The following is a 23,150-nucleotide window of genomic DNA, read 5'->3' as shown; positions in this document are numbered from 1 at the left end:
TAATGGCCAATGTTGATAACCCAACAACAGAATTTTCATTGAGGTGAGATTTTAATGCCAGTTGTTAAAGTAAAAGAAAACGAGCCGTTTGACGTTGCACTGCGCCGTTTCAAACGTTCTTGCGAAAAAGCAGGCGTTCTGTCTGAAGTACGTCGTCGTGAATTCTACGAGAAGCCAACTTCAGAGCGTAAGCGCAAGAAAGCAGCAGCTGTAAAACGTCACGCGAAAAAATTGTCGCGCGAAAATGCGCGCCGCACGCGTCTGTACTAAGCCTAAGTCTTAGTCCGCGAGAGGCTCAGCTTTTACGCTGTCAAAGAGGCCGGAATACGGAAACGTGTTCCGGCTTTTTCATTTGTGCTTTTGCGGTTACAATCGCTGAACGCTATCACCGAATCTCGCACTTAATCGGAACTTAATCTCACGCTATGGCTGGCCTTATTCCTAAAAGCTTTATCCATGATCTGCTGGATCGCGCCGACATCGTCGAAGTGGTCGACAGTCGAGTACCATTGAAAAAAGCTGGGCGGAATTATCAAGCATGTTGCCCCTTCCACAATGAGAAGTCACCGAGCTTTACAGTCGCTCCCGACAAGCAGTTTTACCATTGCTTTGGCTGTGGTGAGCACGGTAATGCGATTGATTTTTTGATGCAATACGACGGCCTCGAGTTTCCCGATGCGATAGAAGAGCTAGCCTCTATGTTGGGGCTCGAAGTACCACGTGAAACTACGGCGAATCCGCAAGCTGAGGCACGCAAACGCCAGCAAGCGGCGGATGACTATCAGCAAATGGAGCATGCCGCGAAGTTTTTTGCCCATCAATTGCGCCATCACGGCAACTCGGAAAAGGTTGTCGGCTATCTTAAGGGCCGTGGCCTCAGTGGCGAAGTCGTGAAAGCTTTTCAAATTGGCTATGCCCCCGATGGTTGGGATGATCTGCTGAAAGTCCTAGGGAAGGATCAAGGATCACGCCAGCAACTGGTCGATCTGAAACTATGTAATCGCAATGATTCAGGCCGTTATTATGACTTTTTCCGGGATCGGGTGATGTTTCCTATTCGTGATCGACGTGGCCGAGTCGTGGGTTTTGGTGGACGCATTCTGGAAGGCGATGGACCCAAGTATCTTAACTCTCCGGAAACACGAATTTTCCACAAGGGACGAGAACTCTACGGCTTTTACGAGGCGAAACAAGCGCATCGGCAGCTTGAACAAGTAGTGATTGTTGAAGGCTATATGGATGTTGTTGCGCTGGCGCAGCACGGTATCGACTTCGCCGTTGCATCACTTGGCACCGCAACGACCACCGAACAATTGCAAATGCTGTTTCGTGCAACGCAAAAAGTGGTGTGTTGTTACGATGGCGATCGAGCAGGCCGTGACGCTGCCTGGCGGGCGCTGGAAAATGCGCTGCCGTTACTGACTGACGGCCTCGAGCTTAGCTTTTTGTTCTTACCCGACGGTGAAGACCCGGATACCCTGGTGCGCAAAGAAGGAGCTGAAGCGTTCAAGCAGCGCTTGTCAGAGGCGCAGAGTTTTACCCATTACTTTTTCGCGCACCTTACCGAGAGTCTCGATTTAAGCAAAGATAGCGGTCGTGCCAAATTACTCAAAGAAGCCAAGCCGCTGATTGAGAAGTTAGCGAGCGATTACTATCGTGATGCCTTGCTCGAACAACTCGCGCGGCTGCTGCGGCGTGAAGTCTCCCAGATCGCAGATCAAGTACAACGTCCGCAAGCGGTACGTAATCAACGTGAGCCAGTCAAAATCACGCCGATTCGTCGGGCGATTGGTCTACTCATTCAACATCCGCAACTCGGCAAAGAAGTGCCCCCCCATGAAGAACTCAAAGGGCTGAATTTACCGGGCATGGAGTTACTGTTGGAGCTGCATCGGCAGACCCATGAACAGAATCTCACCTCGGCGCAGCTGCTTGAACTGTGGCGCGGACGACCAGAAGAGAAGCCCTTACGGCAATTGGCGACGTGGGACCATCACCTCGATCAAGACCACATCGTGCAAGAGTTTTGCGATATCTTTTTATTCTTTATCGACCAGTTTATTGAGCAGCGTGCCAATGAGCTCCTTGCCAAAGAGCGCCAAGCTCCCCTGAATAAAGCCGAGAAGCAGGAGTATATGCTGTTGATGCAATATCGTGCAGGCCAACGTAAGGTGGATGCGAAAAGTTAGTCGATTTGGCTAACTGAAGTGAGCAAGATAAACCGCAAGTCACCACTGTAAAGATATAATGCATTGAATTAATTGAATAAAATAATAACTTACAAAGTTGGCATTAACTTTGCTTCTTATTCATCGTGAATCCTTTCATAATTTCATTTAGCAAGGTTTACTCAAAAAAGTAATCAAATATAAGAACAGGAGAAGAACGATGACCCTAGGTAAATTAAGCGCTGGCGCAATAGTTTTAGCCGCATGTTTAAGCTTGCAAGGCTGTATTATTGTGGCTGATGGCAACGGTGACTATGACTATTCGAGCAGTGATTATCGCAAGCAAGAAGAACAAAATCGTCAGTGGATTGCCGCTTTAGACGATAATGCCACCACAACGCATGTGCGTGAGAAAATGGGCACACCAAACTTTGCTGACCGTGTAACCGTGGATGGCGTTCGTTATGATGTGTTTTATTATCGCACCCACCGCGTAGAAGCTGACGGCGACACGACCAAAGATGAATGTACCCCAGTTGTCTTCCAAGACGGCGTTTTAATGGGCTCTGGCGAGATCGCACTACAGCAAGTCCCACAAGTTTACTGATTAATTTCTGGCTCAAAACTGCATATTCTGCTACAATTTCCGGTCTTGAATTCGATTCCCCAATTTAAGACCGGTTATTGTTTATCCATTTGAAATCACAGGTGGTAGATCTGTATGCAGCAGAGTCGTCAATCACAACTCAGAATTCTTATTGCCAAAGGAAAAGAGCAGGGTTACCTGACTTTTTCTGAAGTCAACGACCATTTACCTTCTGAGATTGTAGATTCCGATCAAATCGAAGATATCATTGCCATGATCAATGACATGGGTATCAAGGTGTTCGAAAACGCACCTGATGCCGATGAATTGATGATGAGCGAAGACACAGCTGACGAGGATGCAGCGGAAGCAGCAGCGGCGGCACTAGCAAGCGTTGACGGTGAAATTGGCCGCACCACTGACCCGGTGCGCATGTACATGCGTGAAATGGGTACGGTGGAGCTACTGACCCGTGAAGGCGAAATCGACATCGCGAAGCGCATTGAAGAAGGTATTAACCAAGTTCAATGTTCTGTCGCTGAGTATCCTGAAGCTATCGCGTTCTTATTGGATCAATGGGATCAATGCGAAGCCGAAGAGATGCGTCTGACTGACATCATTTCTGGTTTTATCGATCCGAACGAAGTTGACGAAGCACCCGTTGCCGCAACACACGTCGGTTCTGAGCTCCCGAAAGAAGAGCTCGAGGACGAGGACGATGATGACGACGACGATGATGACGACGATGACAGCTCAGATAGCGGTATTGATCCAGAATTCGCGCGCCAGAAATTTGGTGAGTTGCGCGACCAGTACGAGAAAACCCGCGCTGCGATCAGTAAGCATGGTCGTGACGGTGCCAAAGCACGCACCGAAATTGAGGCTCTAAGCGATTTATTCAAACAGTTCCGTTTGGTACCTAAGCAGTTCGATCGTTTAGTAAAAGACATGCGCGATATGATGCATCGTGTGCGTGTGCAAGAGCGTTTGATCATGAAAATGAGCGTTGAACAGGCGAACATGCCGAAGCGTGCTTTCATGAAAGCCTTTGCTGGCAACGAAAATAGCACTGCATGGTTAGATGTCGCCATCGATAGCGGCGATGCTTATGCCGATGCACTGGCTGCGCTACGCGGTGAAATTGAACGTTGTATCTCGAAGCTGGCTGAAGTTGAGCAGGAAACCGGCCTAACTATCGCCAAAGTAAAAGATATCAACCGTCGTATGTCGATCGGCGAAGCCAAGGCTCGCCGCGCGAAAAAAGAAATGGTAGAAGCCAACTTACGTTTGGTTATCTCGATCGCGAAAAAATACACCAACCGTGGCTTGCAGTTCTTGGACTTGATCCAAGAAGGTAACATCGGTTTGATGAAGGCGGTCGACAAATTCGAATACCGTCGTGGTTATAAGTTCTCAACTTATGCTACTTGGTGGATTCGCCAGGCGATCACGCGTTCAATCGCGGACCAAGCGCGGACGATTCGTATTCCGGTACACATGATTGAAACCATCAACAAGCTCAACCGTATTTCACGGCAGATGCTGCAAGAGATGGGACGTGAACCAACGCCAGAAGAATTATCTGAGCGTATGGTGATGCCAGAAGACAAGATTCGTAAGGTACTGAAAATCGCCAAAGAGCCGATTTCGATGGAAACACCGATCGGTGACGATGAAGATTCGCATCTTGGTGACTTTATCGAGGATACCACCCTCGATTTGCCAGTCGACTCGGCAACCTCAGAAAGCTTACGTAATGCTGTACGCGAAGTACTTGGTGGCTTGACCCAGCGCGAAGCGAAGGTGTTGCGCATGCGGTTTGGTATCGACATGAATACCGACCACACCTTGGAAGAGGTAGGCAAGCAGTTTGACGTTACGCGCGAGCGGATCCGTCAGATCGAAGCCAAAGCCTTACGTAAATTGCGTCATCCAAGTCGTTCGGAGCAATTGAAGTCGTTCCTCGACGAATAAACTAGGTTGACCCTCGACACTGGGTACGATAAGTTGTCTCGAAAGCCCCGCATAGCAACGCTTGCGGGGCTTTTTTATAATTCACCTGTGGCGACTATAAATGTCGCTGATGTGAAATAAGCCGCCAAATTTGTTAAGGTGGTGCTAATTTCGCTGAAAAGGATACTTTATGACTCATTCGGTTGAGAAAACGTCAGAAAAGTTACAACCTCGTCGGATTATCGATGCGCATTTGCACATCTACAACGATGCGTTCCCGTTGATCGAAAACCAAGGCTTTTTGCCGCCACCGTTTTCGGTTGAGGATTATCAGCATCGCACACGTGATCTACCCATCGTGGGTGGCGTGGTGGTCTCTGGCTCTTCTCAAGGGTTCGACCAAAAATACCTCAAGCCCGCGTTGGAGCAGTTAGGTGACCAGTTTGTGGCGATCACAAACTTACCGAGCACCGTGTCCGACGAACGCATATTGTCGTTGCGTGACATGGGCGTACGTGGCATCCGCGTCAACTTGAAACGCGGTGTTGTGAGTGGTCTCGATAACTTGGTCGACTTTGGCACACGTATTTGGGACTTGGCCGGCTGGCATCTCGAAATGTATGTCGATAGCCGCGAACTCGATGAGATCGTCCCGAAGCTGGTGAAGCTACCAAAAGCATCGGTCGACCATCTGGGCATGGCGCGCTCTGGCTTGTCGCAAGTACGTAAACTCGCAGAAGCGGGCGTGCATATTAAGGCGAGTGGTTTCGGTCGCACCGAAGTCAATGTCAGTGAAGCCGTCAAAGCCTTGTACCAGACCAACCCTGACTGCTTGATGTTTGGCACCGACTTGCCGTCAAATCGCGCTGAGCGTCCGTTCAATGTCACCGACATCGACACTGTCTGCGAAGCCCTTGGTGACGCCGACGCCATTGACAAAGTATTTGCGCGCAACGCCGCCGATTTCTACAACATTAAACTGTAATTTCTATCCTTCGGGGTCATGACAAGCGGGCCGAAATTTCATATACTTGCGCCCGCTTTGTTAATCCCACGGGATTAACTCCTACCTTGTATGGCCCCTTAGCTCAGTGGTTAGAGCAGCCGACTCATAATCGGTTGGTCCCCAGTTCAAATCTGGGAGGGGCCACCATTATCACCTCCGCGTAGTTTTGCTTTTCCAATTTGTGGTAACCTGTCGAAATTGACCTTGCAAGAAAACCCAAAGGAACAACGACAGTGAAATCATGCAATTTCTCATTGGCAACGGTGGCGCTTGCGGCGTTGCTGAGTATGCCGGTTAGCGTGTTAGCGCAAGCTGAAGCAAATGAACCACAGGCGGCTGCTGAGCAGCCAGTACCGGCGCCGACGCGCTTTCGTAGTGAGCACAAAGGTACCTTTAACGGTGAGCGTTTAACTTACACCGTCGATGCGGGCGAAACTTATATTCGCGATGGTGAAGGTGAGCCAACGGCGGCGATTTTCTCATTTGATTATGTGGTCGAGAGTGACAACAATCGTCCGGTGACTTTCGTCTGGAATGGTGGTCCGGGTTCGTCTTCGACCTGGTTGCATATGGGCGGTTATGGTCCGAAACGCATTGTAGTGCCAAGTGACGCCGAGCATCCTGGCGTTGCACCTTATACCTTAAAAGATGCACCAGAGACCATTCTCGATACCACCGATATGGTGTTCGTGGATCCAGTAGGTACGGGGTTCTCACGTGCCATTGGCAAAGGCAAGAAAGAAGACTTTTGGGGGCTTACCGAAGACGCCAATTCTATGGCGGCATTTATTGCCGAGTGGCTGACCGCCAACAATCGTTGGAATTCGCCGGTGATCCTCTTGGGTGAAAGCTTTGGTACCACGCGTGCAGCGGCGGTGGCGAAGGTGTTACTCGATGATTACGTGATCAACGTCAATGGCATCGTGTTTGTCTCGCAAGCGTTGGATTATCAGGGCTCAACGCCTTATGTCGACGACAATATCATTTCTTACATTACCTATGTGCCGACCATGGCGGCAACCGCTTGGTATCACGGTAAGGTCGATAACTCAGGTGATTTTGAAGCTTTTATTCAAGACAGCCGCGATTTCGCAACCAATGAGCTATTGCCAGCCTTGTTCCAAGGCAATTTGTTGAGTGCGGAAAAACGCGCTGAACTTGTTAGTGAACTGCAACGTTTCACTGGCCTGAGCAAGGAATACATCGAACGTGTTGACCTGCGTATTAATGCGTTCCGTTTTGCCAAAGAGCTACGCCGTGATGAAGGTATCGCGGTCGGTTTACTCGATAGTCGTTACACACTTGATGAGCGTGACGATGTGGCAGCCCGCCCGTCAGGTGATGCTGCACGGGTGATTTCGCCAGCTTACAAAGCGGCGCTGATGCACTACATGCGCAACGATTTAGGCATCGACTGGAATCGTGCTTATTTGAATCCTGCCGATCCAGAGTTATCGGGTAAATGGCGTTGGAGTCCGTTACCAGAAGGGCGCTCGTGGGAACCACATTACGTGAATACGGCGCCAGATTTGGCGGATGTATTACGCAGCAATCCGGTGTTGAAAGTAATGGTGGGTTCAGGCTATTACGATCTAGTCACACCATTCTTTGATGCTGAATACACCTTGAATCGTCATGGCATCGCGCAAGACGACATTGTGTATCACTATTACCATGGTGGTCACATGATGTATGTGCATGAGCCAGCGCGCATTGCGTTACTCGAAGACACCCGTGCGTTTATTCGGGCACAAACCGCACCGACACGCTCTGACCGTTAGCATTCATGCCGCTCACCGAGCAGAAGTGATTCTGCTCGGCGTTAGGCTTTGGCAATTCGTGCGCGTGCCGCATGTAATTTACGATAACTTTCGAGCATGCGTTGATGACGGTCGAGGCCGGTTAAATTCATATTTGTTGGCGTTAAGCCGGCAAACTTGACACTACCATCGACAGAGCCAATCACCGCATCCATGGTGTCGTTGCCATACATACGCCGCAGGTTTGCCTCAAAGTCAGCCATTTCGAGCTCATCGTCTAACTCAATCTCTAGCGCCGCCTGCATGGCACGATAAAACAACTGACGCGCCACGGTGTTGTCGTTGTACTGCAAGAACATTTCGACGCAATCAAGCGCGTCTTCGTGGCGTCCAAGCGCCAGATAAATCAGCAGCTTCAATTCCAGAATCGTAAGCTGGCCCCACACGGTATTTTCATCGAACTCAACGCCGATCAGGGTAATAATATCAATGTAGTTGTCGAGCTGACTGTCTTCTAAACGTTCGACCAGGTCAGTTAAAGCAGCCTCGTCAAGGCGGTGAAGGTTGAGAATGTCTTCGCGGTAGGCGAGTGCTTTATTAGTGTTGTCCCAAATCAGATCTTCGATAGGGTACACCTCGGAATAGTCGGGCACGATCATCCGCACCACCGGTGCGCCGAGGTCGGTGTGTACCATTTGATACACCTCTTTACCCATGTCAGCCAAAATGGCAAATAAGGTATCGGCTTCTTGTTGATTGCTGTCGTGGTGATCACCACTGAAATCCCAATCAACAAAGTCGTAGTCGTGCTTGGCACTGAAAAAGCGCCAAGAGATCACTCCCGACGAATCAATAAAATGCTCGACAAAGTTGTTAGGTTCACTCACTTCCATGCTGTTGAACGTCGGTGGCGGCAGATCATTCAAACCTTCAAAGCTGCGCCCTTGTAACAGCTCAGTGAGGCCGCGCTCGATGGCGACAGCCATGCTTGGATGCGCACCAAAGGAGGCAAAGACGCCGCCTGTGCGCGGGTTCATAAGGGTCACACAAGCCACTGGGAACTGCCCACCTAACGAGGCGTCTTTCACAAGCACTGGGTAGCCTTGCGCCTCGAGTGCCGCTACGCCCTCGACCAGGTGCGGATAACGCGCAAGAACGTCGGCAGGAACGTCCGGTAACACAATTTCTTGCTCGATAATTTGCTTTTTAACGGCGCGTTCGAAAATCTCTGACAAGCATTGCACTTGGGCTTCGGCAAGCGTATTGCCGGCACTCATGCCATTGCTCAAATACAGGTTTTCGATCAAATTCGATGGAAAGTACACCGTTTCGCCATCGCTGTGGCGCGCAAAGGGCAGGGCGCAGATGCCGCGTGCAACATTACCTGAATTGGTGTCAACTAAGTGTGAACCCTGTAATTCACCATCAGGATTGTAAATGGCTAGTGTGTAGTCATCGAGCAATCCATCTGGCAGGGCATCGTCATCACGCAAGGCAAACCATTTTTCATTGGGGTAATGCACGAAATCTGCAGCAGCAAGCTCGGCGCCGAAAAACTGGTCGTTATAGAAGAAATTGCAGCTTAAGCGTTCGATAAATTCGCCTAAAGCTGACGCCAATGCCGCTTCTTTGCTAGCGCCTTTGCCGTTGGTAAAACACATCGGCGAGGCAGCATCACGAATATGCAGCGACCACACATGCGGGACGATATTACGCCACGAGGCAATTTCGATTTTCATGCCCAATGATTCAAGCATCGCGGTCATATTGGCGATGGTATCTTCGAGTGGCAAATCTTTCCCTTCGATATAGGTCTTCTCACTGTCTGCTGGCGCACCGAGCAACAGTGCTTGCGCGTCTTCATCGAGGTTCTCTACCACTTCGATCTGAAACTCAGGACCGGTTTGGACGACTTTTTTGACCGTACAACGGTCGATGGAACGCAAAATACCTTGGCGGTCTTTTTCGGAAATATCATCGGGCAGCTCAACTTGGATCTTAAAGATCTGGTTGTAGCGATTCTCCGGATCAACGATGTTGTTTTGTGCCAAGCGAATGTTTTCGGTAGGGATATTTCGCGACACACAATAGACTTTGACAAAATAGGCTGCGCACATCGCCGATGAGGCAAGAAAATAGTCGAACGGGCTGGGTGCCGAACCATCACCTTTATAACGAATCGGTTGATCCGTAATCACGGTGAAGTCATCGAATTTCGCTTCGAGCCGAAGATTATCGAGAAAGTTAACTTTAATTTCCATAACGCTGCGCTGCTTAAGTGTTGATGGGCGCATTATCCCACATTTTCACCATGTGCGTCTGCGTGGATTAATTTGGGATTATGTATTACGCTTGTCAGACAATAATAATTAATCAAACCGCAAAGACTTTTCTACATGACTCAACTGCTTCGCCAGCTTAGCTGGTTCCTGACCGGCTGTGTAAGCTTATGGATGCTGGCGTATAGTGCCCCAGTACATGCGGATGCGCCGTTAAGCACCCTCACATCAGCCCCCGTTAAGTTGGAAAACTTTCCGATTGAGTATGTCATTGCGCCGCGAGCGGACATGTCGCTGAGCGAGGTGAAGTCGTTAACATTTGTGCCCTATCAGAGCAGGCTCGCGCTTGGCACTGAAGCCAAATCTGTGTGGGTCCGTTTTCGGCTGCACAACAGTACTGACGAAAGCCGTCGTGTTTTTATCCATTTTCCCGAGGCGTACCATAATCGTGCGGTTGGATTCTACGAGCTCAATAATGGTGCGTTAGCGAATCGTGTCAATATTAAGCTTAACGAAGTCGATCAACACCCCAACATGGTGCGTGAACAGGCGGTTTACAGTACCGAAATTGGCGCAGGTGATACCGCAACCTTTTATGTGCATAGTTGGTCTTATTCGCACCAGTGGTTTGCTATCAATGTCTATGACGAGAAGAACTCGCGTGATGCGCTCGCTGGGACGATGCTGGATATTGCGTTAATGGTCGGCATCTTGCTAGCGCTGATTATTTTTAACTTTCTGCTGTACTTCTCGTCGCGCTCAATTGATAACGTTTACTATGCGTTATATTTGATTTCGGGCGCGGTTTGGATTGCCCTCTCCTATGGGTTACTGGGCAACGTTTTTGATCTGTTTGGTAATGTCGCGCTGCAGTTTCATTTGTCGTTGATGGCGATGGCAGCATTTTTGATTTTGTTCATGACGGCCATTTTTGATACCAAAAAGAGCTTTCCAACCGAGCATAAAGTGCTCTCAGCCTTGCTTGGTATCATTGTTATCGATTTTATTTATGGCCTCTTCGATATTGTCGCTGCACTCAGTTACGCTAGTACAATTGCTGCGGTAATGATCGTCATCACGCTTTCCGTTGGTGTGTCCATTTGGCGTAAAGGCCACCCACTCGCAATTTATTTTCTGCTCGGCCATAGCTTCTTCTTTATTTTTAATGCGCTTGCCGTGTTGTATTACAAATCGATTCTCGACTTTAGTTACATCACCAAGCATGGCGTGGGTATCGGCATCATGCTTGAAGCATTGATGCTAGCGTTTATTGTGGCTTACCGTATCAAGATGCTGGAGCAGGTGAAGGCCAGCCAAGAACAATTGCGAATCGAGGCACAGACGGACCCACTGACTGGTTTGTATAACCGACGGTACTTCTACCGTCGGGCTAATGAGTTACTTGAGAAGGCCAAAGATCAAGAGATCCCGATGGCGGTACTAGCGGTGGACCTGGATGACTTTAAGCAAGTCAATGACACATACGGGCATCAACTCGGTGATCGTGTTTTAGTCGAGATTGCTCAGCTGTTGCGTGATTCTTGCCGTTCGCAAGACGTGGTCGCCCGCTTCGGCGGCGAAGAATTTGTCGTCCTGCTCTATCGTACATCGCTTAGTAGCGCTGCAGCGATTGCCGAGACCCTTCGTCAGCAAGTACATGGCATCACGATTGCCGCCAACAAGGCTGAAGATTTACAGGTGACGGTAAGCATTGGGGTGACCGATGTGGATTTGAACGTGTCCTCGATCGAACTCTCGTTGCACGATGCAGACACGGCTTTGTACCAAGCTAAGGGCGAGGGCCGCGATCGCGTCTGTGTTTATGACTATCTTAACGATATCAATTTGGCACCCGATTCGACTTAGTCGGCGAGCGCCGCGTCATTATCGGCGTAGCCACTGCCGATGGCGCTAAACGGTAACTCTAAACCTAACTCAGGAAACTGTAAGGCAATCCACGCCGGAAAGGTATTGCTGTTAGGTCCAGGCACCGCTTGATATTCATTTGCCCACGGATAACGCTGACTGGCCTCGGCGATTTGTGGAATCAGACGAGCAGCCTCGGCACCTCGTACCGATAAGAGTTGCTCCGGTTTCGCCCCATACCAATAGCGGTCAGGTGTTTTGGTCTGGTAGATACGAAGTGCTGGCTGACCGCTATTTACCCGCCAACCGACTACTTCGTATACGGTGTAGGTATCAGCATTTTCAGGTTTCACCGCCAACCAAGTGTGCACGGCAAACCAGCCGCGCCAACCAAATGCATCAGCCGCATAGGCTTCAATCACTGCCGCTCGCTCAACCGCAGGATCGACAGCAAGCCCCGCAGGATCTCTTGATGCGTTGCGCCAATCACTACTTGAACACGCACTTAATGAAACTATTACCAGACTGATAAAAACAACGCGCCACATTTGAATTCTCCTGTTTACCAGCATCAGTATCGTTGTGGCTTGCGAAAAAGATCAACTGATAAATGTGAACCTTTCCGGCAAAATAGAGCGTAATCACGCAAAAACTAGCGGAGTTGTCACGTGTATCGAACGAAGCTTTATCTTTTTGGTGCCATCGTCGTGGTGGTAGTCTTGATGGCGTTAGCGATGGCCGCCATTTCTGCCACCCTCACCAAAGCCAATTTACGCCAGAGTTTTATTGCGCAAAGCTTGCTGGTGGAGCATCAACAGTTATCGAGTATTTCTTATCGGCTATTTAAGCAACTGACTGACGAGTTAATTTTCGGCGAGAATGCCAATCAGGCGGATGTGCGCAATAAACAGGACTTGATCAATCAATCGCTGGCGCGAATCCGGACACTGGAGCAAGAACAGCGCGAATCACTTGGCGAATCAGCGACCGAGGGAAGTATTGAAGATACCGACGCATTAGAGGCTTTGTTGTTCAGTATTGTCGAAGAGTTTCGCACCATTGCGCGAACCGAAAGTGAAACCCCCTTGGCGCAGCGAGCGCGTTTGCAAATTCTTCTCGAGGCCACGATCGATAACCAATTTCGTGAAGCCATTAATACCGCCACCGAGCGGCAAAGTCGTGTGGTATCGGCGCTAAACTCGAGCATCGAAACGCTGAACTCGGTGTTGATTTGGTCCAGTGTGGCCTTCGCCGCTGTGTTTTTACCTTTTGTCATTTGGGGCTGTGCGTGGCTATTTCGCCAGCTTTATCAACCGCTTGAGCATATCAAGCAAGCTGCAGACACCTTGGTCGCGGGGCGTTATGACATTCGTGTGGCAACGGATTTAGACCGCGAATTCAAGGCAGTGATGACAACGTTCAATTTACTTGGCGAGCGCTTAGCAGAACACGAGCAGCTTGCCGCTGAGTCCCAACAGCGCTTAGCTCGAGAAGTCGAGCAGCGCACCCAAGAATTGGTCGCGGCAAATCACCAGTTGCGGGCATTGGACAATCAACGTCGCCAATTTTTAGCGGATGTCAGTCACGAGTTACGCACACCATTGACGATCATTCGCGGTGAGGCGCAGGTGTTGCTGCGGCAGTCAGAGGTCAATACCGAGACCTATCGGGAGACCTTGCAATCGATGTTGCAGCAGGCTTTGCAGCTAAGCCAGCTGGTCGATGATCTGTTACTGTTGGCGCGCACCGACAGTGGAGCAATGCAGCTTGAACGCGAAGCCCAAAAGCTGGAGCCATGGCTGTCGAAGCAACTCGAGCATTGGCAGCGTATCGAACCAGAACGCGAGTGGCAGCTTGACCTCAAGCTTGGCGAGCAGCTATTGCATTTTGACGCGGAGCGGCTAAGCCAAGCACTCGGCATCCTCCTTGATAACGCCATAAAGTACTCCCCGCGCGGTAGCGCGTTGCAGATTGCTGCACAAGTGAATGATTCACAAGTGACGATTGCGGTCAAAGACCAAGGCGAGGGTATTGCACCACATGATACACAGAGGATTTTTGAACGCTTTGTGCGCATTCGGCGTTCGAGTAAAGGCACTGGCTTGGGTCTTGCGATTGCCAAAACAATAGTTGAAGCGCACGGCGGTGAAATCACAGTGAGTTCAAAACTGGGTCAAGGGAGTACGTTTACCATTGTCTTGCCCGTGATGAGAGAGGTTGAAGCCTAATGCTTGTATTGCTCGCAGATGATGAACGCCCAGTGTTGAAGTTCCTCGAGCGAGGGCTGCGCGCCGAAGGATTTAATTGTGCTACGACTGCAGAATTACATGAAGTGGTGCCATTAGCACAACAATTGCAACCTGATGTGATTGTACTCGATCGCATGTTTGCTGACGAAGACAGCACCACGTTGCTGCAGTTGCTTAAACAACGCGCGCCGAGCAGTGCGGTCTTGCTGTTGTCCGCTTTAGGCGAGGTAGAGGAACGGGTAAGGGGGTTACGTCTGGGGGCAGACGATTATCTCGCTAAGCCATTCGACTTTGAAGAGCTGCTGGCGCGGATTGAGGTGCTTGCTCGCCGCTCTCCCGCACAAGCGCAAGTGGATGAAGCGCAGCAATGGTGCGATGTGATCCTAGACAAAAGCGAGCGGCAAGCGCGTGTGAAAGATACGCCACTGCGTCTGACCAAGCTTGAGTTTGAATTACTCAGCTATTTATTAAGTGTGGCGGGTAAGGTGGTCAGCCGTGAGCAGATTTTGTCGCGGGTTTGGAACACCCACAAAGATCCGCTCACCAACATTGTCGATGTGTACATCAGTCGCTTACGCAGTAAGCTCACTGCCGCCGAAAGCCAGGTTCAAATTGTGACTTTGCGAGGCAGTGGCTACCGCTTGTGCGCTGTTGATTAATCGATATCAGAAATCAGTTCTGGGTGGGTGACGAGATTACGTACCCCGTGGGCCGCGGTCTCGTTGAAGACGTTACCTTCGCACCATTTGCCGACGCTGTGGATATCGACAAAGGCGACTTGTGGGCGGACACTCCAACTGACTTTTAAGGGTGAGCCTTTTTCGTTGTAGGCGGGTCCTGTGGTTGAGCCAGCGTATTGAATTGGCTCTCCGGTATTGGTCGGGATGTTCAGTGGCTGAACGTAACCATTGACCGTGTCGAATGCTGCCAGTTCATTAAAATCGAGGGCATCGCTATCGTTCACCAACACGTAGACTTGGCCTTCAACACGTAATTGCGGATTCATGGTGCTTTCACTCAAACAAGCACCTAAAGTTGGACCAGGATTGGTTTGTGCACTGGTGAATACGTAGTGAGCCTCGATGGTATCGCCAGGTTGTAAACTGCCGCCCGGGCCGGCACAGATGTTATGTTCAACTGACTTTAAGTGTTCGTCATCCAACTGACCGTTGTAGACATAGCCAGTGTTAAAGCCGGTGCCATCGCCATAACCGGCGAAAGTAGTGAATTCTCCGCCACGATGCTCTGCATTCTTGTGAAAGTGAATATTACACAGATTCATTTCATCATGATCAGGTGCTTCATTGAATGCGCGAGGATTCGTACCTTCCAACTGCTCAAGATCGCGCGGTGATTGTGGACCAAATCCTTTTCCTGCGGTTTGCTCAAGTAGTTTGGCATTGGCTGCGGCAAGCGCTTCTGCGTCCTTCGCGTCTGCATTTGCCGCGACCAGAACAGCTAAACTCAAAGTAATCATGCTTAGTGAAAATGTTTTCATCATTAAACTCCACTCGTTGATGGTATTGACATAGCTTACGAATGGCAGCTGAATAGTTCTTGTGTGAATGATGAACAGAACATTAAAAATTGAAAAAGAGTTACACTTTATTTCTCGAATGATGAAGCTGAATCAGCTAGCATAACGTTTTTACAACAAGCTATGGAATATAAGAAATGAGCAAAAAAGGAATCGCCATTGGCGCAGTAGTGGTTATCGGTGGACTGTTTGCCAGCCCCTACTTTATCGGCTCGCAAGCCGAATCGAATGTGCGTGAATACGTTGCGTTATTTGATCAAGAGCAACCTGGTTACAGTGCCGAAGTGGTTAGTTTTGAGCGCGGGTGGTTTAGTTCAAATGCGGTGATCCGCGTTGGACTCGACCTTGCGACGCTACTTTCTGATCCGACGGTAAAGCCGCTAGCAACAGATATTGATTTATCGATTCAACACGGTCCTGTGCTCACTGATAATGGTTTCAGCGCTGGGCTTGCCGCTTGGCAGACAAAGGTTTCCGGAGCTGGCTTAGAGGCTTACGTTAAGTGGGATCAGCAACAGCCACTCTATTTGCAGCAAGGCAGTGTTTCATTGGGCGGTACCGCCACATATCAAGATTACATCCCGCGCTTAGTGAGTACCGATGCAATCCCTGAACTTGAATTTGCGCTGAGCGAATATCGTGGTGATGGTACTTACCAAACAGGTTCCTTTGCGTACCAAGGGAATTACGAACAATTGACCATGAATATAGCCGCTGCTTATGCGGTCGAACTCAATGCTATGGTTATTGAAGCTACAGCTAATGCCGATTTACGTACCATGATTGCCGGTGATTTCTACCCAATGGATATGACCTTTATCATTGGCCAGACCCAGGTTTCGGCGGCTGAAGAGTTACTTTTTACCATGAGCCAGCTGACCAGTGATATTGCTTTGAAAGTCAGTGAAGACGAGAGCTTGGCCCATGTCCACATGGGCTACGGTGCGGAACAAGTGGTCACCGGTGGCGTTGAAGTCACGGCGATACGCTCGCATACCGAAATCAATAATATCAGTAAGCCATTTATCGATGCTTATCTCGACGTGATTAAAGACACTATGGGTGAAGACGATCCTGAAGTGCTGATGCAGGCCATGAGCAACCTCGTCGAAACCCACAAAGAAGCACTGCTCATGGCGCAGCCGGAATTTGCTATCAGTGATATGGGCTTCACGATGGAGCAAGGCACCATGAATGCGTCGATGCGCATGGGGCTGGCCGAACTTGAACAAGTTCCTGCGCAGTTAAATGAGCAATTTCTCATAGAGAATATGCAAGCAACGGCGCATATGGATATTGCAAAACCACTTGCCGTGTGGCTGGCGAAAACCTATGTGAAAACCATGCTCGAAGCCAATGGACAAGCAGCGCAGATGGACGCTGAGCAGCTAGAGCAAATGGCGACCCAACAGGCAGCAATGATGCTCAATTCATTCGCCACCCAAGGCTTGTTGAAGAGTGAAGGAGATACCTACGTACTCGATGTCGAACTAGCGAAAGGGTTGATGAATTTGAATGGACAAAGTATGCCGCTCGGACAAATGATGTAACATCATTTACAAATGGTTACTACGCTATCCTGTTGAGATATTGACCCACATGTTAAATTCTTGCGTAGTGATAGCGTCGGTAATCTAAAGGAGTCCGCTAAATGGTTCGTTCATCTCTTACACTCATTGCAGCAGCGCTGGTCGCCGGTCTGTACCTTAGCCCTGTACCTGCGCAAGCAGACGTAACTGAAGGGGTGAACATTTGCCAAGGCGGTGACTGTGAGCGCGAATTGCTCGAGCTTGAGCGCTACGCTCGCAAAGGCAGCGGCGATGCCGCAGCTGTCGTTGCCATTGCTTATGCCAGCGGTGATGGGGTAGAGCAAGACTTAGAAAAAGCGAAGAAATTTATTGAGCAGGGCGTGCGTCGTCGTAACCCACTCGCGATGTTTGTGATTGCCGATTGGCACTCGCGAGGCTTCGTGGTGGAGCAAAGTGCTGAACAAGCGCAACTCTGGCTTGATCGCGCTGCCGACAAAGGCTACGCACCAGCGCAATACGAAAAAGCTACGCAGTTGCTCGCAAGTACTGATGCGGCCGACCAACAAGCCGCGATTCCACTGTTAGAAGAAGCTGCCGAAGCAAACCTGCTGAGTGCCATGTACGCACTGGCACGGTTAAAGCAAACCGGCACTGTGGTCGAGCAAGACTTGCCTGCCGCTGGTGCTCTGTTCGCGCGTTTAGCTCGCACTGGACACTCAGATGCCGGCAAACAGTTGAAAAAAATCAATCAACAGCTAGCCCCTACAGACTTCGGTCAATCTGAAGAAGGTGAACGCTTACAAGCGGCGGAGCAAGCAATGGAACGTATCACGGTTACGGCAGATGCAAGTCTGTACCGCACCCAGCTTGGCCGTTTGATTGAGCAAATTGATGCATCAGGTAGCTTTGACAACCGTGCAATCGGTTCACGCATTCAAGGTGTAGGTTGCGCCGACACTGGGAGTCCATGTGCGGTATTGCAGCCTGAGCGTGGGCAAAGTAGTCTTGCTGATGTCATCAGCGGTAGTCGCGGAAACTAAGCAAACTTGTCTCACGGCGCGCGTTTCTGTATGATGCGCGCCTTATGAAAGAACTTACGCCACCCTAGACGTAACACCCCTCCTATTTTTGCTGGCTCTACAAGAGTCGGCAAGCTTGATCGATCTCGTTCAGAGATAAACGTTAAACTCTAAAAAGTGAATTAAAACATGATGAATACGATTCGTAGTCAGTGGCTATCGAATATCCGCGGTGATGTGCTTGCAGGTATCGTAGTGGCGCTGGCGCTTATTCCTGAAGCGATTGCGTTTTCGATTATCGCCGGTGTTGATCCGAAAGTAGGCTTGTATGCCTCTTTCTGTATCGCGGTCATTATTGCCTTTGTCGGTGGTCGTCCTGGTATGATCTCAGCAGCAACTGGCGCAATGGCGCTGTTGATGGTGACACTCGTCAAAGAGCATGGGCTTGAGTACTTACTCGCCGCCACGCTACTCACCGGTGTCCTGCAAATCATTATGGGTGTACTCAAGCTCGGTGATTTGATGCGCTTTGTGTCGCGTTCGGTCGTCACCGGTTTCGTCAACGCGCTCGCGATCTTGATTTTTATGGCACAGTTACCTGAGCTCACCAATGTAACGTGGCATGTGTATGCCATGACAGCCGCTGGTTTGGGGGTTATTTACTTGTTCCCCTATGTACCGAAAATTGGCAAGCTGTTGCCGTCGCCATTGGTCTGTATCATCGGTCTTACCGCAGTTGCTATTGCCTTTAACATAGATATCCGTACCGTTGGCGATATGGGTGATTTGCCTGACACCCTACCAGTTTTTTTGTGGCCGGATGTGCCATTGAATCTCGATACGCTGATGATTATCTTCCCGTATTCGATGGGGCTCGCGGTAGTTGGTTTGCTGGAATCGATGATGACCGCCACCATCGTTGATGATCTCACCGACACTACCAGTGATAAAAACCGCGAATGTCGTGGCCAAGGTATCGCCAATATTGGCGCTGGCTTGTTTGGCGGTATGGCCGGTTGCGCCATGATTGGTCAGTCGGTGATCAACGTGAAATCTGGCGGTCGGGGACGATTGTCAACGCTCGTTGCAGGGGTGTTCTTGATGGTGATGATCGTGTTGCTAGACGAGTGGCTAAAGCAAATTCCAATGGCAGCGCTGGTCGCTGTGATGATCATGGTGTCGATTGGTACCTTTAGTTGGGATTCACTACGACAAATGCGCAAGCATCCGTTGTCGACCAACATTGTGATGGTCACCACTGTGGTGGTCGTGGTAGCAACCCACAATCTCGCCATCGGTGTGGGCGTAGGGGTGCTGCTTGCAGCTATGTTCTTCGCCAACAAAATTGGCCACTTTATGCATGTTGGCTCGACCATTAATGACGCCGGAACAGAGCGTCATTACCATGTGATTGGTCAAGTTTTCTTTAGTTCAGCCGATAAATTTGTCTCTTCTTTTGACTTTAAAGAAGCTCTCGATAAAGTGGTGATTGATCTAACCAAAGCGCACTTCTGGGATATCACTGCGGTCGGAGCGCTCGACAAAGTGGTCTTAAAATTCCGTCGAGACGGCGCCGAAGTTGAAGTCATTGGCTTAAACGAAGCAAGTGCCACTATTGTTGACCGCTTTGGCGTGCACGACAAACCTGGTGCTGCCGATCAAATTATGGGCGGCCATTAGGCCCCAGCTGAGGAGAAACACATGTCATACGTAATTGGATGTATCGATGCTGCCACCGCAAACACAGCGGTATGCGACTATTCAGCTTGGGCCGCGAAGCAACTTAGCGCGCCGTTAATGTTGCTGCACGTGCTTGAGGACAACTCATTGGAAGCAAGCACCGATGTCACTGGCAATATCGGTTTGGGCACGCGTGAGCATTTGCTCGAACAGCTTGCCGAGCTTGATGAGCAACGCGCGAAAATAGCACTTAAACACGGCCACATGGTTCTCGAGCAAGCGGCCGAGAAGATTCAGCAACTGGGCGTGGAAACTGTGCATCAGCGTCAGCGCCATGGTGAGTTAGCGACCACGCTGCTCGATATGGAAGAAGATGTGCGGCTGGCGGTGCTAGGTTTGCATGGTGAAGATTCAGTGAATCAACTGCACAAAGTAGGAAGTCACTTGGAAACTGTCATCCGCACAGTGCATCGGCCGTTATTGTTGACGCCGGATAGCTTCAGCGAACCGAAAAGTGCGATGCTGGCTTTCGATGGTAGCCCTACTACCAAAAAGGGCATTGAGCTCTTGGCACAGAGCCCGATGTTTAAGGGCATGCCTGTACATGTGGTGATGGTTGATGCCGACACGGCTGATAACCGTGAGCGCCTCGAGTGGGCTGCACAGCAGCTGCAAGGCGGTGGCCATGAGGTAAAAACCGCCTTGCTCGCTGGCGATGTAGAACAAGCACTGCATAACTATCAAACCGAGCAGGCTATCGACATCATGGTGATGGGGGCCTTTGGCCACTCACGCATTCGTCAGTTTTTAGTTGGTAGCACCACCATGCGGATGCTACAAGAGAGCTCCTCGCCGGTATTAGTGCTGCGCTAGGTGACTGCCTGACGTTGTTGATACTGCGGTTGCAAGTAAGTTTGCTCGCGCATGATGTAGGTCAGCCGCTCGACCGCCACACCGATATCACGGAAGCTGGTGTACAGCGGCGTAAATCCAACGCGTAAGTAATGCGGCGCGCGAAAGTCAGCGACGACTTTCGCGGCAATGAGTGCTTGGCATATGGCGTAAGCTTGCGGATGAGCAAAGCTTAATTGACTCCCGCGTTCTGCTGCCGCTGGCGAAATACATTCGAATTCGGCGGCAAGGCCACTTGCTGCCAATTGCTGCAAAAACGCCTCGGCAAGCGCGAGCGACTTTTCCCGAATCACAGCCAAGTCGACCCCTGTAAAGGCGTCTAGCGCGCTATCTACTGCTGCCATTGCCAGTACTGATGGCGTGCCACTGAGCATGATTTCGATGCCTGGCGCAGGCTCATAGCGTGGCTCAAAGGCAAACGGCTGGGCATGACCAAACCAACCGGCAAGCGGCTGTAAAAACTGACCGAGATGTCGCTGCGCAACGTAAACAAAGGCCGGTGCACCGGGCCCACCGTTTAAATATTTATAAGTGCAACCTACCGCAAAATCGGCTTGCCATTCGTCGAGAAGAACAGGCATAGCACCAGCACTATGGGCTAAATCAACAATCACCAGTACGCCAGCAGCATGGGCTTTGCGAATAAGCTCTGCGATGGGTAATCGCCGACCGCTACGGAAATTGACTTCGGTGACTAACAGAATGGCAGTTTCAGCATCAAATAAGCTATCAGCATGAGTGATTAACTCGGCTTCTTCAACCATTTGCAAATGACAGCGTTGTGCACCGAGTAATTGTTCCAGTCCTTGTACCATATACAAGTCGGTGGGGAAGTTATCGCGCGTTGAAATGACTTTGTTGCGGTGCTGTTCGCCGCGTTCACGCTGCAGCTGTAAAGCTGCGCTGAGTGCTTTGAATAAATTCACTGAAATAGAGTCACAACAAATCACCTGACCCGCTGCCGCACCAATGATGGGCGCCAATTTATCACCGACAAGGCGCGGTAAGTGGACCCATTGGTGTTTATTCCAACTACTGATGGCATCTTGTCCCCATTGCTCGGCGGTGACGTCAGCTATCCGTTGCTGGGTTGCATGGGTTAACAATCCTAACGAGTTACCATCAAGATAAATCGTGTCTTCGGGAATTTTAAAAAGTTGGCGTTTGTCAGCCAGAGGGTCGCGCTGATCTAATGTATCCAGCGCGCTAAAATCAATTGCACTCATAACGTTAACTGCTCGAGAGTTTGGAGAAGACGCTGCCATGCGGGTGAGTGTGGATGAACCCAATCGAAATGTCCGGCGTCCTGCACGGTAACGATCTCGGCTTGGTCGGCTAAGGCTTCAGCTTGCTGCGGTGGCACAATACTATCGGCAGTGCCTTGTAACAGGGTGATAGCCACGGAAAACTCTTGCTGTGCGGGGTCGGCTTGCTGCCAATCCGCGGCTGCAGCGCTTGCCATAAAGCTCGCCGCTGCCTGTTCACAACCCGATTCACCGGCTGCATAGGTGGTCAAGTCAGTAATGGCTGCAAGCCCAACGACGTGATCAACCTCTTTAGCGAGAGCCTGTCCGGCAAGAATTGCTAAATGCCCACCAGCGCTGTGTCCCATCACCACGACTTCGCGTTCGCTTGCTTGCAACGGTGGCCGCGTTAACGTCACCAGCAGCGCTTGGAAAACATCTTTAAACGTACCTGGCCAGCCGCCGCCCTCATCACCGGTGCGGCGATATTCGATACTTGCGACTTCATAGCCCGCTTGAGCTAGGGCTTGTGCCGCGGGACGCGTGTGCGCGATGTCGTAGGCGTTGAGCCAGCAACCGCCATGAATGAAAACGATTAAAGGCGCCATTGCATCGGCGTTGAGGGCTGGCCAATGCTCGACGAATTGTAACGGATCATCACCGTAAGTGAAGGTGGTGTAGGGTTCAGAGACCGACAATTCGGTGACGCTGGTATAGCTCACATTGGGACTGACGAGTTCGTCAGCAACAGTTGGAGTGGCGAGCAAAGCCGCCGCAATTAAACTAGTGAAATTGACTTTCATTGTTGAAATCGTGCCTCGATGGCTTGGTGTAAATCACGTTTCAGACCGAGCATAAAGACAACTTCCGCAACTACGAACAAAGGTCCAACCGCAAGTCCCATGATGTCGTCGACAAACGCAGGCTTTTTGCCTTCAAAATAATGCCCGATGAATTGAAACACCCAACCAACGACAAATAGACCGATGCCCCAGCTCAGCCATACGGTGGTTGAAAGCGCTGCTACTTGGTTGCCAAGTAAGACGGTTAATGCCAACAAGACCGCCATCAAAATTCCGAGTGGACGGTCAAGTGCGAGATAGAACACCGATGCCAAAATAGCGACCACCAGCGCTGGTGTGATAAACCATGCGCCCATTTCCCACAGCGGGCGAGAGAGCAGAATTTGTATGGCGATGACAATCATCGGAATACCCACCAAGTGGGTGGCAATGTTACGGCGGTCACGATGGTAAGCGGCATAACCCGCTAAATGGTCAGTTATTGTTTTCATAGTGTTGTTCCGTGTTGTGCTTACTGTCACTATACTGTTTTGCTGTCTACTATAAATAGAAAACTAAC

General features: G+C 50.2%; 19 protein-coding genes and 1 tRNA gene. 14 read left to right on the top strand and 6 right to left on the bottom strand.

The genetic code is table 11. The features are described from left to right. Positions 1-54 precede the first annotated feature (54 nt). From rpsU to ACJ8W9_RS12190, 7 genes are all read left to right on the top strand, one after another. Positions 55-270, top strand: a complete 216-nt coding sequence (gene rpsU / locus ACJ8W9_RS12220; protein ID WP_034733010.1) for a 30S ribosomal protein S21 — start codon at positions 55-57, stop codon at positions 268-270. A 155-nt stretch (positions 271-425) separates the two neighbouring features. Next, positions 426-2,189 carry a DNA primase gene (gene dnaG, locus ACJ8W9_RS12215; RefSeq protein ID WP_411360169.1) on the top strand — a complete coding sequence of 588 codons (1,764 nt, stop codon included), beginning with the start codon at positions 426-428 and terminating at the stop codon, positions 2,187-2,189. 199 nt (positions 2,190-2,388) lie between these two features. After that, complete coding sequence (locus tag ACJ8W9_RS12210; RefSeq protein WP_411361188.1) at positions 2,389-2,775, top strand: DUF3192 domain-containing protein; 387 nt, start codon at positions 2,389-2,391, stop codon at positions 2,773-2,775. 114 nt (positions 2,776-2,889) lie between these two features. After that, entirely contained in the window at positions 2,890-4,728 is a 1,839-nt protein-coding gene (gene rpoD, locus ACJ8W9_RS12205) for an RNA polymerase sigma factor RpoD (RefSeq protein ID WP_411360173.1), read from the top strand. Positions 4,729-4,897: 169 nt separating this feature from the next. Beyond that, positions 4,898-5,692 carry an amidohydrolase family protein gene (locus tag ACJ8W9_RS12200; RefSeq protein WP_411360174.1) on the top strand — a complete coding sequence of 265 codons (795 nt, stop codon included), beginning with the start codon at positions 4,898-4,900 and terminating at the stop codon, positions 5,690-5,692. Positions 5,693-5,784: 92 nt separating this feature from the next. After that, a tRNA-Ile gene (locus ACJ8W9_RS12195) sits at positions 5,785-5,860 on the top strand. A gap of 86 nt (positions 5,861-5,946) precedes the next feature. Further along, positions 5,947-7,494: a S10 family peptidase gene (locus ACJ8W9_RS12190; RefSeq protein ID WP_411360176.1), complete on the top strand. Its 1,548-nt coding sequence runs from the start codon at positions 5,947-5,949 to the stop codon at positions 7,492-7,494. 41 nt (positions 7,495-7,535) lie between these two features. Here ACJ8W9_RS12190 and ACJ8W9_RS12185 read toward each other — a convergent pair whose 3' ends face one another. Beyond that, complete coding sequence (locus ACJ8W9_RS12185) at positions 7,536-9,734, bottom strand: OsmC domain/YcaO domain-containing protein (RefSeq protein WP_411360178.1); 2,199 nt, start codon at positions 9,732-9,734, stop codon at positions 7,536-7,538. Positions 9,735-9,869: 135 nt separating this feature from the next. Here ACJ8W9_RS12185 and ACJ8W9_RS12180 point away from each other — a divergent pair, with 135 nt between their 5' ends. Next, entirely contained in the window at positions 9,870-11,618 is a 1,749-nt protein-coding gene (locus ACJ8W9_RS12180) for a diguanylate cyclase (RefSeq protein ID WP_411360180.1), read from the top strand. Here the strand turns inward: ACJ8W9_RS12180 and ACJ8W9_RS12175 are convergent. Beyond that, entirely contained in the window at positions 11,615-12,166 is a 552-nt protein-coding gene (locus ACJ8W9_RS12175) for a DUF3750 domain-containing protein (protein WP_411360182.1), read from the bottom strand. The genes ACJ8W9_RS12180 and ACJ8W9_RS12175 overlap by 4 nt on opposite strands. 120 nt (positions 12,167-12,286) lie before the next feature. On the opposite strand from ACJ8W9_RS12175, the gene ACJ8W9_RS12170 reads away from it, so the two are divergent. Then, positions 12,287-13,846 carry a sensor histidine kinase gene (locus tag ACJ8W9_RS12170; protein ID WP_411361187.1) on the top strand — a complete coding sequence of 520 codons (1,560 nt, stop codon included), beginning with the start codon at positions 12,287-12,289 and terminating at the stop codon, positions 13,844-13,846. Next, positions 13,846-14,526: a response regulator transcription factor gene (locus tag ACJ8W9_RS12165; RefSeq protein WP_411360186.1), complete on the top strand. Its 681-nt coding sequence runs from the start codon at positions 13,846-13,848 to the stop codon at positions 14,524-14,526. Before ACJ8W9_RS12170 ends, ACJ8W9_RS12165 begins: the two co-directional genes overlap by 1 nt. On the opposite strand, the gene ACJ8W9_RS12160 is transcribed toward ACJ8W9_RS12165, so the two are convergent. Further along, positions 14,523-15,365: a delta-class carbonic anhydrase gene (locus tag ACJ8W9_RS12160; RefSeq protein ID WP_413694504.1), complete on the bottom strand. Its 843-nt coding sequence runs from the start codon at positions 15,363-15,365 to the stop codon at positions 14,523-14,525. The genes ACJ8W9_RS12165 and ACJ8W9_RS12160 overlap by 4 nt on opposite strands. Before the next feature lie 176 nt (positions 15,366-15,541). Here ACJ8W9_RS12160 and ACJ8W9_RS12155 point away from each other — a divergent pair, with 176 nt between their 5' ends. The 4 genes from ACJ8W9_RS12155 (at position 15,542) to ACJ8W9_RS12140 (ending at position 20,505) form a co-directional block, all read left to right on the top strand. Next, positions 15,542-16,954, top strand: a complete 1,413-nt coding sequence (locus tag ACJ8W9_RS12155) for a YdgA family protein (protein ID WP_411360190.1) — start codon at positions 15,542-15,544, stop codon at positions 16,952-16,954. 101 nt (positions 16,955-17,055) lie between these two features. Further along, positions 17,056-17,973 (top strand): tetratricopeptide repeat protein, encoded by a 918-nt coding sequence (locus ACJ8W9_RS12150; protein ID WP_411360192.1) that lies wholly within the window; start codon positions 17,056-17,058, stop codon positions 17,971-17,973. 168 nt (positions 17,974-18,141) lie between these two features. After that, on the top strand, positions 18,142-19,632 hold the full coding sequence (locus ACJ8W9_RS12145; RefSeq protein WP_411360194.1) for a SulP family inorganic anion transporter: 1,491 nt from the start codon (positions 18,142-18,144) through the stop codon (positions 19,630-19,632). Positions 19,633-19,653: 21 nt separating this feature from the next. Further along, the gene (locus ACJ8W9_RS12140; RefSeq protein WP_411360196.1) at positions 19,654-20,505 is read left to right on the top strand and encodes a universal stress protein; all 852 of its coding nucleotides are present in this window, start codon (positions 19,654-19,656) and stop codon (positions 20,503-20,505) included. On the opposite strand, the gene kynU is transcribed toward ACJ8W9_RS12140, so the two are convergent. The 3 genes from kynU to ACJ8W9_RS12125 are packed head-to-tail and all read right to left on the bottom strand — an operon-like array spanning position 20,502 to position 23,082. After that, positions 20,502-21,761, bottom strand: coding sequence for a kynureninase (gene kynU, locus ACJ8W9_RS12135; protein WP_411360416.1), 1,260 nt, complete (start codon positions 21,759-21,761; stop codon positions 20,502-20,504). The genes ACJ8W9_RS12140 and kynU overlap by 4 nt on opposite strands. A 5-nt stretch (positions 21,762-21,766) precedes the next feature. Beyond that, positions 21,767-22,591, bottom strand: a complete 825-nt coding sequence (locus tag ACJ8W9_RS12130; RefSeq protein ID WP_411361186.1) for an alpha/beta hydrolase — start codon at positions 22,589-22,591, stop codon at positions 21,767-21,769. Next, complete coding sequence (locus ACJ8W9_RS12125; RefSeq protein WP_411360201.1) at positions 22,588-23,082, bottom strand: DUF962 domain-containing protein; 495 nt, start codon at positions 23,080-23,082, stop codon at positions 22,588-22,590. Before ACJ8W9_RS12125 ends, ACJ8W9_RS12130 begins: the two co-directional genes overlap by 4 nt. Positions 23,083-23,150: the final 68 nt, after the last annotated feature.

The organism is Pseudidiomarina salilacus (assembly GCF_047323925.1).
GTDB lineage: Bacteria > Pseudomonadota > Gammaproteobacteria > Enterobacterales > Alteromonadaceae > Pseudidiomarina > Pseudidiomarina salilacus.
This window is presented reverse-complemented; position numbering and strand designations above follow the sequence as displayed.

What these genes read in the sequence shown, in the direction of transcription:
- rpsU (WP_034733010.1), top strand. Translation starts at nt 55, where the DNA reads ATGCCAGTTGTTAAAGTAAAAGAAAACGAGCCGTTTGACGTTGCACTG.
- dnaG (WP_411360169.1), top strand. Translation starts at nt 426, where the DNA reads ATGGCTGGCCTTATTCCTAAAAGCTTTATCCATGATCTGCTGGATCGC.
- ACJ8W9_RS12210 (WP_411361188.1), top strand. Translation starts at nt 2,389, where the DNA reads ATGACCCTAGGTAAATTAAGCGCTGGCGCAATAGTTTTAGCCGCATGT.
- rpoD (WP_411360173.1), top strand. Translation starts at nt 2,890, where the DNA reads ATGCAGCAGAGTCGTCAATCACAACTCAGAATTCTTATTGCCAAAGGA.
- ACJ8W9_RS12200 (WP_411360174.1), top strand. Translation starts at nt 4,898, where the DNA reads ATGACTCATTCGGTTGAGAAAACGTCAGAAAAGTTACAACCTCGTCGG.
- ACJ8W9_RS12185 (WP_411360178.1), bottom strand. Translation starts at nt 9,734, where the DNA reads ATGGAAATTAAAGTTAACTTTCTCGATAATCTTCGGCTCGAAGCGAAA.
- ACJ8W9_RS12180 (WP_411360180.1), top strand. Translation starts at nt 9,870, where the DNA reads ATGACTCAACTGCTTCGCCAGCTTAGCTGGTTCCTGACCGGCTGTGTA.
- ACJ8W9_RS12175 (WP_411360182.1), bottom strand. Translation starts at nt 12,166, where the DNA reads ATGTGGCGCGTTGTTTTTATCAGTCTGGTAATAGTTTCATTAAGTGCG.
- ACJ8W9_RS12165 (WP_411360186.1), top strand. Translation starts at nt 13,846, where the DNA reads ATGCTTGTATTGCTCGCAGATGATGAACGCCCAGTGTTGAAGTTCCTC.
- ACJ8W9_RS12160 (WP_413694504.1), bottom strand. Translation starts at nt 15,365, where the DNA reads ATGAAAACATTTTCACTAAGCATGATTACTTTGAGTTTAGCTGTTCTG.
- ACJ8W9_RS12155 (WP_411360190.1), top strand. Translation starts at nt 15,542, where the DNA reads ATGAGCAAAAAAGGAATCGCCATTGGCGCAGTAGTGGTTATCGGTGGA.
- ACJ8W9_RS12150 (WP_411360192.1), top strand. Translation starts at nt 17,056, where the DNA reads ATGGTTCGTTCATCTCTTACACTCATTGCAGCAGCGCTGGTCGCCGGT.
- ACJ8W9_RS12145 (WP_411360194.1), top strand. Translation starts at nt 18,142, where the DNA reads ATGATGAATACGATTCGTAGTCAGTGGCTATCGAATATCCGCGGTGAT.
- ACJ8W9_RS12140 (WP_411360196.1), top strand. Translation starts at nt 19,654, where the DNA reads ATGTCATACGTAATTGGATGTATCGATGCTGCCACCGCAAACACAGCG.
- ACJ8W9_RS12130 (WP_411361186.1), bottom strand. Translation starts at nt 22,591, where the DNA reads ATGAAAGTCAATTTCACTAGTTTAATTGCGGCGGCTTTGCTCGCCACT.
- ACJ8W9_RS12125 (WP_411360201.1), bottom strand. Translation starts at nt 23,082, where the DNA reads ATGAAAACAATAACTGACCATTTAGCGGGTTATGCCGCTTACCATCGT.